Genomic DNA, 10,984 nt, shown 5'->3' on the forward strand with positions numbered 1-10,984 from the left:
CGGCTTTGTTCGCGATCAGGAACGCCTCGAGCCGGTCGAGCAATTGCTTCCGCGCGGCAGGCGAACGGAGCAGCGCCGCAGCGCCCTTTCCGTCCCAGTCGCCGTTCAGGGCATTCTGCACCATCGGCAGGACCTTCGGCCGATGGACCGCATGGTCGATGATCTGGCGGCCCGCGCGATCGGGAAAGACCGTCCAGCGATGATCGGGCCCGGTAACCGAGATCCAGCCCGGCACCAGCCAATCGACCTCATCGACATGCCGCTGCAGCGACGCGGTGCTGGAGCTGTCCCACGGTGCGTGGAAGCCGACGGTCAGCGTCGTCAGCCGCGCCGGGCGACCGTTCAGCAGCCATTTGCCGCGGCGGACGATCGCGCGGCCGAACCGCTTCGCACCGCGTTCGACCGCATTCGGCGCGGCCCCGCCCGGCCGTTCGGCCTGGAACGGCAGTGCCGGCTCCGGCGAGATCGCGATGATGGTGGCGGCGAACAGCCCGGCGGAGAGCAGCAGCAAGGCAACGAACGCGACCAGTGCCAGCGTGAACTGCCGCCGCCGCCGCCCGCTCGCATCGTAGAAGACCGGATTCGCGTCCATTGCAGCCGCAGGTTCCTTAGACCCGCCGCAGGCCGGGCTCAACGGAGCCGCGCGTCCAGCCAGACGGCGGCCTGATCCGGCGTCCGCTTGTCGTGGTCGCGATCGACGCTGTAGTTGGCCGCGCGCATCGCCTCGACCGAGATGCGGCCGACCAGCGGCTTCAACGCGGCGATGAAGCGGGGATCCTTCGCCCGCTTCGGCGAGACCAGCAGCAGCGCGTCGTAGCTCGGGATCGCATGACGCGGATCGGCGAGCACGACCAGCTTTTGCGCCGCGATCCGTCCGTCCGACGAGAAGGCGGAGATCGCGTCGGCCGCGCCGCTCTCGATCGCGCGATACATGAAGGTCGGGCTGAAGGCGCGGGTGGCGGCGAACCGGAGCGAATAGGCATCGCGCACCGCCGCCCATTCGGGCCGTTCGAGGAACTCCAGGTCGGTACCCAGCACCATGCGCGGCGAGGCGCGCGCGAGATCGTCGAGGGTCTTCAAGCCCAGCCGCTGCGCATCCGCGCTGCGCACGGCGACCGCATAAGCGTTCTCGAAGCCCAGGGTTCCGATCAGGCCGACGCCGTGCTCCCGGGCTGTCCAGTGTCCGATCTCCGCCACCATGCGCGCGGGATCGGGGACGTCGCGGCGCTTCATCTCGTTGGTCCAGAGCGTGCCGGCATAATCGACATAGACGTCGACATCACCCGCCGCGAGCGCTCGGAAGATCACCGCGGAGCCAAGCCCTTCGCGATACCGGACCCGATAGCCGGCGGCTTCCAGATGCCGTCCGATCAGTCGGGCCAGGATATACTGCTCCGAAAAATTCTTGGCGCCGATCGTGACCACCGGCCTTTGCGGCATCAGCTTCGGGGCCAACGCTGCGCCTGTGCCACCGAGCAGCAGCGCCACGCCGAGCCACGCCAAAGCACGCCGCCGCAGCTTGATTCCGCGCTCGATCAATCCAAGCAGTCCGTCGGCGATCAGCGCAAGGGCCGCCGCGGCGATGCAGCCGGTCGTCACCAGCGCCCAGTCCTGCGTCTGCAGGCCGGCGAAGATCAGATCGCCCAGGCTCGGGTATCCTACGGTCGTCGACAGCGTCGCCGCGCCGATCGTCCACACTGCGGCGGTGCGGATGCCGGCCATCAGCACGGGGGCGGCGAGCGGCGCCTCGATGATCCAGAGCTTCTGCGCCGCGGTCATTCCTACCCCGTCGGCCGCCTCGCGCACGGCCGGGTCGATGCCGGTCAGGCCGGCGACGCCGTTCCTGAGGATCGGCAGCAGCGCATAGAGGCCGAGCGCGAGCAGCGACGGCAGAAAGCCGAGCGCGGGCACGCCGCCGCCGACCAGCGTCGAAACAGCCAGCAGCACCGGGTAGAACAGCGCAAGCAGCGCCAGCGCCGGGATCGTCTGCACCAGGCTTGCGAACCCCAAGGCCAGCCGCGCGACATGCCGGTTCCGCGCGGCCCAAACGGAGAGCGGCAAGCTGACGGCCAAGCCCAGCAGCAAAGCCGCCGCGGCCAGCAGCACATGGCTGGCGAGCAGCTCCGGCACGCGGGACCAGCCGCTCACACGCCGAGTTCCTTCAGCCGCTCCGCCTGTGCACGCGGCACTTCGACCAGAGCCGCCGCCTCCGGTCCTGCCCGGCCCGCCAGCAGATCGGCCGGAGTGCCGTCGCCGACGATGCGGCCGGCGGCCATCACCAGCACGCGGTCGGCCAGCAGCAACGCTTCCGCCATGTCGTGCGTGACCATGATCGTGGTCAGGCTCAGCCGCTGGTGCAGGCCGCGATAGGCGCGGCCGAGCGCATCGCGGGTGACCGGATCGAGCGCGCCGAACGGCTCGTCCATCAGCATCAGCTTCGGGCCCAGCGCCAGCGCGCGGGCGACGCCGACCCGCTGCTGCTGCCCGCCCGACAGCTGGTCTGGCATGCGCGCCGCATTGTCAGCGGGAAGGCCGACCAGATCCAGCAGTTCGGGGACGCGGCCACTCTCCGCCCGGCGCTCCAGCCGCAGCCCGATCGCGATATTCTCGGCGGCGCTCAGATGCGGGAACAGCCCGATATTCTGGAACACATAGCCGATCCGGCGCCTCAGCGCGTGCGGCTCCTCGGCCGCGACATCGGCCCCGTCAAGCAGCACGCGGCCGCTGTCGGGCAGGACCAGCCCGTTGACGGTCTTCAGCAGTGTCGACTTGCCCGAGCCCGAGCTGCCGACCAGCGCGACGAAGCTGCCGGGCGCTATCTCGGCGGTCACCGCATCGATCGCGGCGACTGAACCAAAGCGCTTGCAAACGGCCTCGAAGCGGACTTGCATGGGCGAAGGTTAGAGAAGGGGCGGGCATGCGCAAAGCGATCTTCATCACCGGTGCCGGTTCGGGGATCGGCCGGGCCACAGCGGAGCTGTTCGCGAAGCGCGGCTGGTTCGTGGGGTTGGCCGACGTCAATCAGGCCGGCATCGAGGAAACCGCGCGCCTGATCGGGCCGGAGAATGCTAGCCTGCACCGGATGGACGTGCGCGACCGGGCGCAGTGGCGGTCGGCCCTCGACTCCTTCGTGAAGGCGAGCGGAGGGCGGCTGGACGTGCTGTTCAACAATGCCGGGGTCGGCCATGGCGGGCCGCTCGCGCTGATGGACGAGGAGAAGAGCGACCTCGTCATCGACGTGAATCTGAAAGGCGTGATGTACGGCGCCGAAGCCGGCCTGCCGCACCTGATGGCTACGCCGGGATCGTGCCTGCTGAACACCTGCTCGGCGGCGGGGCTGTACGCCGGGCCCAACATGTCGGTGTACGCGGCGACCAAATTCGGTGTGCGCGCGCTAACCGACTCCCTGGACGTCGAATGGGAGGAGCATGGCGTGAAGGTCCGCTCGATCATGCCGAGCTTCATCGACACGCCTTTGCTCGACAACGTCGCCGCCGGCTCAAATCTGACCGGCCGCGAGCATGTGAAGGCGATGGGGCTGGAGGTCACCCCGGTCGAACAAGTGGCCGAAGCGGCGTGGAACGCGGTGCATGGCGCCAGGCGTCATGTGGTCGTCGGAAAGACGGCGAAGCGGCTGGCGTTCATTCTCCGCTGGGCGCCTGGGCTGGTGAGCCGGATGCGGCCGAAGCGGGTGGAGTAAAGGTCCCCCTCCCGAGCGATCTCGGGGAGGATTAAAACATTCCCCTCAGCTCCCGCTTCAATATCTTCCCGTTCGCATTTCTTGGCAGCATCTCGGACGCGAACGCGATCCGCACCGGCACCTTGAACGGGGCGAGGCGGGCGCGGACCCAATCCTGCAGCCCGGCTTCGGTTGCCACAGCGCCCGGCGCGAGGTGGACGACCGCGGCGGGCTCCTCCCCCAGCGTCTTGTGCGGCAGGCCGATCAGCGCCGCATCGACGACGGCCGGATGCTCGTAGAGCGCGTTCTCGACTTCGATCGAATAGATGTTCTCGCCGCCGCGGATGATGATGTCCTTGGCGCGGTCGACGATGAACAGGAAACCTTCCTCGTCCAGCCGGGCGAGGTCGCCGGTGCGCACCCAGCCGTCGACGAAGGTCGCCGCCGTCGCCTCCGGCTTGTTCCAGTAGCAGCGCACGTTCATCGGCCCGCGCGACCACAGTTCGCCGACGGTGTTCGGCGGCAGTACCGTCACGCCGTCCTCGGCGCGGATTTCGACGTCGGCGACCGGCACCGGCGGTCCGGCGCTGTCGGGGCGATTTAGATAATCCTCGGCCGAATGGCCGGTGACCGTCGCCATCGTCTCGGTCATGCCCCAGCCATTGCCGGGGAGCGCGCCGAATTCCTCGCGGATGCGGCGCACCAGCTCGGGGGCTGACGGCGCGCCGCCATAGGCGATCGCTTCCAGGCTGGAGAGATCGAATCGCGCGCGGTCCGGATGCTCGAGCAGCTGCCAGGCGATCGTCGGCACGCCGCCGGTCATGTTGACGCGCTCGCGCTCGATCAGCCGCAGCGCCTCGCCCGCATCCCATTTGCGCATGAAGACGAGCGTGTGGCCGGCCGCCATCGCGCCCATCAGGGTCGCCGAGCAGGCGGTGACGTGGAACAGCGGGATGACGGTCAGGAATACCTTGGGCTGCGGCTCGGGCGGCGCTTCGCCCCTGCGCAGGCAGGCGCGGGCGGCGTTGTAGCCGCTCGACAGGATGTTGGTGACGAGATTGCGGTGCGTGCCCAGCGCTCCCTTGGGCGCGCCGGTGGTACCGCTGGTGTAAAAGATCGTCGCGTCGTCGTCGCTGGCGAGCGGCGCGTCCGGCAGCGGCTGGTCTGGGAGACCGGCCCAGTCGTTCGGCCGGCCGATCAGCGCCTCCAGCGCGTCGAAGCCTTCGGGCGGAGCGTCGGCGCGGGTGACGATCACGTGGCGGAGGTCGGGCAGGTCCGGGCGCGACGGTGCGATCCGGGCCCAGCGCTGCGCGTCGGCGATCAGCAGCTTGGCGCCCGAGTCCCGGATGCCATATTCGAGCTCGGGGCCGGTCCACCAGGCGTTGAGCGGCACTGCAATCGCGCCCATGCCGGTGATCGCGAAGAAGGCGACGATGAACTCGGGCAGGTTGCGCATCGCCATCGCGACCCGGTCGCCCTTGCCGACGCCGCGTTCCGCCAGCGCACGCGCAAGCGCCGCGATCGCGCGATATTGCGCCTCGAAGCTGACGCGGTCGTCCTCAAGGATCGTCGCCGCGCGGCCGCCATGCGTCCGGCTCAGCTCGACCAGAGCGCGCAGATCCGGCGGGGCGTTTTTCCAGACGCGGGTCGGGATGCCGCGAATCGGGATCGTCTCCATCTCGAATCGCTGGCCGGGTGCGCACAGCAGGGCCTCGGCCTCTTTCAGCGTCAGGCGCGGCCATGCCGTAGCGTCGGGCGATCCCATCCCATTCTCCTTATCGTCGGCGGTCCTCAAAAACCGCACTTTTCTGCGGGATATTGTTGATTTGGGGGAGTCTCAAGGCGATAAACCCGGCCGCCAGAACAGGAGTGCCCATGCAGATCGCCGATCCCGCCACCCTCGGCTTCGATGCCGGACGGCTGCAACGGATCGATCGCTTCCTGGACGAACGCTATGTGCAGTCTGGCCGGTTCAAGGGAACGCAATTGCTGGTCAGCCGCGAAGGCCAGCCCGTCCACTTCTCCAGCTCCGGCACGATGCGCGAGGGCCGCGCACTGGGCCCCGACACGCTGTTCCGCATTGCGTCGATGACCAAGCCGGTGACGAGCGTCGCCTTCATGGCGTTGGTCGAGGAAGGAAAGGTCGCGCTCGACGATCCGGTGCACCGCATTATCCCGGAATGGAAAGGGATCGGCGTCTATGACGGCGGCGGCGGCTCGGCGCCGTTCCTGACCAGGCCGACCGCTGCGCCGATGCGGATGGTTGACCTGCTACGGCACACCGCCGGGCTGACCTACAGCTTCCAGAATCGCGGCAACATCGACGCCGCCTATCGCGCGACGAAGATCGAGGACTGGTATGGCGCGCACGACCTCGACAGCGTCGCCCGCACGCTAGCCGGCATCCCGCTCGAATTCTCACCAGGCGAAGCGTGGAATTATTCGGTCGCGACCGACATTCTCGGCCTGATCGTCGAGCGGATCGAAGGCAAGAGGCTCGACCAGGTGTTCCGCGAGCGCATTTTCGGCCCCCTCGGCATGGACGACACTTTCTTCCGCGTGCCGGCGGACAAGATCGACCGGCTCGCCGACTGCTACACCATGCATCCGGAGAAAGGCGCGATCATGTACGATCGCGGCGACGAAAGCGCCTGGTCGCGGGCGCCGACCCAATTTTCCGGCGGCGGCGGCCTGGTGTCGAGCGCGGCCGATTATCACCGCTTCTGCACGATGCTGCTGAACAAGGGCACGCTGGACGGCGCGCGCATCCTTGGCCCCAAGACGGTCGAGCTGATGACGATCAATCATCTGCCCGGCGGCGCCGACCTCGCCAGCATGTCGCGCTCGTTGTTCAGCGAAGCGACCAATGCGGGCGTCGGCTTCGGCCTCGGCTTTGCCGTCACGATCAACGTCGCGCCGACGCTGGTGCCGGGGTCGGTCGGCGAATTCTACTGGGGCGGCATGTTCTCGACCGCCTTCCACATCGATCCGGTCGAGCGGCTGATCTTCATCTTCATGACCCAGCTGAGCCCGTCCAGCACCTGGCCGGTCAGACGCGAGCTGAAGACGATGATCTATTCGGCGATCACGAGGAGTGCCGCGGCATGATGGGCGCCCTCCAGACCGCCGCCGCCGTCCGGTCCGGCGAGACGACGGCACTCGAGCAGGTCGAGGCGGCGATCGCGCGGATTGAGGCCGGCAACGGCGCGATCAACGCCGTCGTCGTCAAGGACTATGACCGGGCGTGCGAGCAGGCGCGGGCGATCGACGCCGGCGGCGTCGCCAAGGACGCGCCGCTGCTCGGCGTGCCGATGACCGTCAAGGAAAGCTATGCCGTCGCAGGGCTGCCCGCAACCTGGGGCTATGCCGAGCATGCGGGCGCGATTTCGCATGCCGACGCGGTCGCGATCCAGCGGCTGAAGGCGGCCGGGGCGGTGATCGTCGGCAAGACCAACGTGCCGACCGGGCTGATCGACCTGCAGAGCAACAATCCGGTCTATGGCCGCACGCTCAATCCGCTGAACCATGAGCGGAGCCCCGGCGGCTCCTCGGGCGGCGCGGCGGCATCGCTCGCGGCCGGGTTCGTGCCGGCGGAGATCGGGTCGGACATTGGCGGCTCGATCCGCACCCCGGCCGCTTTCTGCGGCGTCTGGGGGCACAAGCCGACCTATGGCGTGATCGCGCCCGAGGGTCATAATTTCCCCGGCACCGACTCGGCCCGCGTCGCGCTGGGCGTGATGGGGCCGATGGCGCGCGACGCCGACGATCTTGCAGCGCTGCTCGACGTGCTGACCGATTTCCCGCTGCCGCGCGTAGAGGTGCGCGATCCGGGCGCGCTCAGCATCCTGATCCTGCCCGAGCATCCGGTCGCGCGGGCAAGTGCCGAGATGAAACGCACGGTCGAGCTGGTCGGCCAGGTCTTCGAGCGAGCCGGCGCCGAGGTCGAACGCACGCTGGACCCGTTCCCCGATCTCGCGGCCCAGCATGCCAACTACATCAAGATGCTGCTGACCGCCCTCTCGCGCGGCGCGCCGGGGCCAAGCGGGCAGGCGATGAGCCTTGCCGACTGGTTCGCATTGCAGGACGAACAGGCGCGTTGCATCCGCACCTGGCAGGCGCTGTTCCGCAACTATGACGCGGTGATCGCGCCGGTGTTCGGCGCCACCGCCTTTCCGCATGACGACACGCCGACCGACAAGCGCGTGCTGACGATCGAGGGCGAGCCGACGCCGTTCGGCGTGCAATTCGCCTATGCCGGCCTCGCGACCTTCCCGAACCTGCCGGCGACCAGCGTGCCGGTCGCGACGGGCAGTGAGGACATGCCGATCGGACTGCAGGTGATCGGCGACCTGTACCAAGACCACAAGACGATCGCGATCGCGGCGCTGGCCCACGCGCTAATGAGGAGCTGAGATGAACGACCTTGAGACGTTCCGCACTGAAACGCGCGCCTGGCTGGAAGCGAATTGCCCGCCCGCGATGCGCCAGCCGGTGCGCGGCGAAGGCGATATCGTCTGGGGCGGCCGCAAGGCGCAGCTCTCCCCGGATCAGAAGGCGTGGCTCGACGCGATGGCGTCGCGCGGCTGGACGGTGCCGGACTGGCCGAAGGACTATGGCGGCGGCGGCCTCTCGCCGGAGCAGGCCAAGGTCCTGCGCCAGGAGATGGCGCGGCTCGGCTGCCGCAATCCCTTGAACAGCTTCGGCATCTCGATGCTGGGCCCGGCGCTGCTCAAATACGGCACTGAGGAACAGAAGAAGCGATTCTTGCCGCCGATCGCGCGCGGCGAAATCCGCTGGTGCCAGGGCTATTCGGAGCCCAATGCCGGCTCCGACCTTGCCGGGCTACAGACGTCCGCCGAAGACAAGGGCGACCATTTCCTCGTCAATGGTCAGAAGGTCTGGACCTCCTATGCCGACAAGGCAGACTGGATCTTCTGCCTGGTGCGGACCAGCAAGGAGTCGAAGCACAAAGGCATCAGCTTCCTGCTGTTCGACATGGAAAGCCCCGGCGTTTCGACCAAGCCGATCCTGCTGATCTCCGGCTATTCGCCCTTTTGCGAGACTTTCTTCGACAATGTCGAAGTGCCGAAGGAGCAACTGGTTGGCGAGCTCAACAAGGGCTGGGACGTCGCCAAATATCTGCTCGGGCACGAGCGCGAGATGATCTCCGGCATGGGCCTTGGCGGCGGGGGACTCGGTTCGGGCGGGCCCGCGGCGCTGGCCGAGGACGCCAAGCGGACGATCGGCGTCGATGCGGAGGGGCGCCTCGCCGACCCGCTGCTCCGCGCCCAGATGGCGCTGTTCGAGGTCCGCGAGCGGGCGTTCCGCGCGATGTCCGAGAAATTCATGGACGAGTTGAAGGCCGGCAAAGCGCATCCCGCCCAGCCGTCGATGATGAAATATTACGGCACTGAGCTGAACAAGGCGCGCTACGAGCTGGTGATGGCCGCCGGCGGCTCCGACGCGCTCGAATGGGACAGCGCCGGGTCGGCCGGCGGGACCAAGGCCCGCGCATGGCTCCGCACCAAGGCCAATTCGATCGAGGGCGGGACCAGCGAAATCCAGCTGAACATCATCGCCAAGCGCATTTTGGAGCTGCCGGGAACTTGAATCAATCAGCCCCTCTCCCGCTTGCGGGAGAGGGACGGCCGCGAAGCGGCCAGGGTGAGGGCAGGGCAGACCCTCACCCGGTCTCGCTTCGCTCGACCACCCTCTCCCGCAAGCGGGAGAGGGGCTAGAATGGAGATACGATGCCTCTCTTCCTGACCGACGAACAGACGATGCTGCGCGACACCGCGCGCCAGTTCGTGGCCGAAACCGCGCCCGTCTCGCACATGCGGGCGCTCCGCGATGCGAAGGACCCGGCCGGCTTCAGCCGCGACCTGTGGAAGCGGTTCGCGGAGATGGGCTTCACGTCGATCCTGATCCCGGAAGGCGAGGGCGGGCTGGGGCTCGGTCATGTCGAGGCGGGCGTGGTGCTGGAGGAGATCGGCCGCAATCTGACGCCATCGCCGTTCCTGCCGACCGCCGTCGGCGCGGTGACCGCGCTCGGCACCGGCAGCGCGGACTTGCGCCAGATATGGTTCTCGCGCATCGCGGCGGGCGAAGCGGTGGCGGCGCTCGCGATCGACGAAGGGGCGAAGCACCGTCCGGCGCAGATCGCGCTGAAGGCGGAGCGCTCCGGCAATGGCTTTAAGCTCTCGGGCGCCAAGAATTTCGTGCCGCTGGGCCATGTCGCGGACCTGATCGTCGTTGCGGCGCGCACGGCTGGAGCGCCGGGCGAGCAGGACGGCATCACGCTGTTCGCGGTCGAAAAGGGCGCCACGGGCCTGACGGCCACGCCCGAACGCCTGGCTGACGCGAGCATTGCCGCGCGGCTCCGGTTCGAGGGCGTCGAGGTCGATGCCGACGCAGTGATCGGGGAGGTCGACCAAGGCTGGACCGGCCTCTCGCGCATCCTCTCCGCGGGCCGCGCGGGCGCCTCCGCCGAAATGCTGGGCGTCGGCAGCGGCGCGATGGACATGACGATCGGGTACCTCAGGGAACGCAAGCAGTTCGGCGTGCCGATCGGCAGTTTCCAGGCGCTCCAGCACCGTGCCGCGCATCTCTATTCCGAAATGGAAGTCGCACGCGCGGCGGTGCTGAAGGCGCAGCAATTGCTCGACGCCGGTGATCCGGGAGCCGAGCGCGCCGCACTGGTCGCCAAGGCGATGACCGGGCTTGCCGCGACGCTGGCGGTGCAGGAAGGCGTGCAGATGCATGGCGGCATCGGCATGACCGATGAATATGATATCGGCTTCTACATGAAGCGCGGCCGCGTCCTCGCCGAGCTGTTCGGCGACGCGAATTGGGCGGCGGACCAGCTTGCGCTGATGAGCGGTTACTGATGGCGGAGATGGAAGCGCGCGCCACCGATCCCGCCGGCATGATCGCGCAGCTGGAAACGCTGCTGACGGTCGAGGAGCTGGACCGCGACCTGTATCGCGGCGCGCGTCAGCCCGAAGGACGCGGTCGCGTATTCGGCGGGCAGGTGATTGCGCAGGCGCTGATGGCGGCGGCGCGCTCCGCCGATCCCGACCGACTGCCCCACTCGCTCCACGCCTATTTCATGCGCGCCGGCGACGAGCAGATCCCGATCATCTACCGCGTCAATCGCGACCATGACGGCGGCAGCTTCTCGACACGTCGGGTCGTTGCGTTCCAGCGCGGCGAGCCGATTCTGAACATGGCTGCTTCCTTCCAGAAGCTGGAACAGGGGCTGGAGCATCAGTTCGCCATGCCCGACGTGCCGCCGCCCGACGAGCT

9 protein-coding genes and 1 pseudogene are annotated in these 10,984 nt (G+C 68.3%); 6 read left to right on the plus strand and 4 right to left on the minus strand.

What is annotated here, in order from left to right; all coding sequences use genetic code 11:
- From VFT73_RS15020 to VFT73_RS15030, 3 genes and pseudogenes are all read right to left on the minus strand, one after another.
- Window positions 1–592: pseudogene (locus VFT73_RS15020) on the minus strand (polysaccharide deacetylase); the annotation flags it as partial.
- 38 nt (window positions 593–630) lie between these two features.
- A complete protein-coding gene (locus tag VFT73_RS15025; protein ID WP_326412897.1) occupies window positions 631–2,148 on the minus strand; it encodes an ABC transporter permease/substrate-binding protein in 1,518 nt (505 codons plus the stop codon).
- Window positions 2,145–2,891, minus strand: a complete 747-nt coding sequence (locus tag VFT73_RS15030) for an ABC transporter ATP-binding protein (RefSeq protein ID WP_326412899.1) — start codon at window positions 2,889–2,891, stop codon at window positions 2,145–2,147. The genes VFT73_RS15025 and VFT73_RS15030 overlap by 4 nt, the downstream gene beginning before the upstream one ends.
- Before the next feature lie 26 nt (window positions 2,892–2,917).
- On the opposite strand from VFT73_RS15030, the gene VFT73_RS15035 reads away from it, so the two are divergent.
- Entirely contained in the window at window positions 2,918–3,700 is a 783-nt protein-coding gene (locus VFT73_RS15035) for an SDR family oxidoreductase (RefSeq protein WP_326412901.1), read from the plus strand.
- Window positions 3,701–3,731: 31 nt separating this feature from the next.
- Here the strand turns inward: VFT73_RS15035 and VFT73_RS15040 are convergent, their stop codons facing one another.
- Window positions 3,732–5,444, minus strand: a complete 1,713-nt coding sequence (locus tag VFT73_RS15040) for a class I adenylate-forming enzyme family protein (RefSeq protein WP_326412903.1) — start codon at window positions 5,442–5,444, stop codon at window positions 3,732–3,734.
- 110 nt (window positions 5,445–5,554) lie between these two features.
- Between VFT73_RS15040 and VFT73_RS15045 the strand changes: the two genes are divergently transcribed.
- The 5 genes from VFT73_RS15045 to VFT73_RS15065 form a co-directional block, all read left to right on the plus strand.
- The gene (locus VFT73_RS15045; RefSeq protein WP_326412905.1) at window positions 5,555–6,787 is read left to right on the plus strand and encodes a serine hydrolase domain-containing protein; all 1,233 of its coding nucleotides are present in this window, start codon (window positions 5,555–5,557) and stop codon (window positions 6,785–6,787) included.
- Complete coding sequence (locus VFT73_RS15050; protein ID WP_326412907.1) at window positions 6,784–8,091, plus strand: amidase family protein; 1,308 nt, start codon at window positions 6,784–6,786, stop codon at window positions 8,089–8,091. The genes VFT73_RS15045 and VFT73_RS15050 overlap by 4 nt, the downstream gene beginning before the upstream one ends.
- A gap of 1 nt (window position 8,092) precedes the next feature.
- On the plus strand, window positions 8,093–9,289 hold the full coding sequence (locus VFT73_RS15055) for an acyl-CoA dehydrogenase family protein (protein WP_326412909.1): 1,197 nt from the start codon (window positions 8,093–8,095) through the stop codon (window positions 9,287–9,289).
- A 140-nt stretch (window positions 9,290–9,429) separates the two neighbouring features.
- Window positions 9,430–10,566 carry an acyl-CoA dehydrogenase gene (locus tag VFT73_RS15060; protein ID WP_326412911.1) on the plus strand — a complete coding sequence of 379 codons (1,137 nt, stop codon included), beginning with the start codon at window positions 9,430–9,432 and terminating at the stop codon, window positions 10,564–10,566.
- Window positions 10,566–10,984 (plus strand): acyl-CoA thioesterase (locus VFT73_RS15065; RefSeq protein WP_326412913.1); only part of this gene is annotated, 419 nt, incomplete at its 3' end. The genes VFT73_RS15060 and VFT73_RS15065, both read left to right, overlap by 1 nt.

The sequence above is a fragment of the Sphingomonas sp. genome, from assembly GCF_035758555.1.
Taxonomy (GTDB): Bacteria; Pseudomonadota; Alphaproteobacteria; order Sphingomonadales; family Sphingomonadaceae; genus Sphingomonas_B.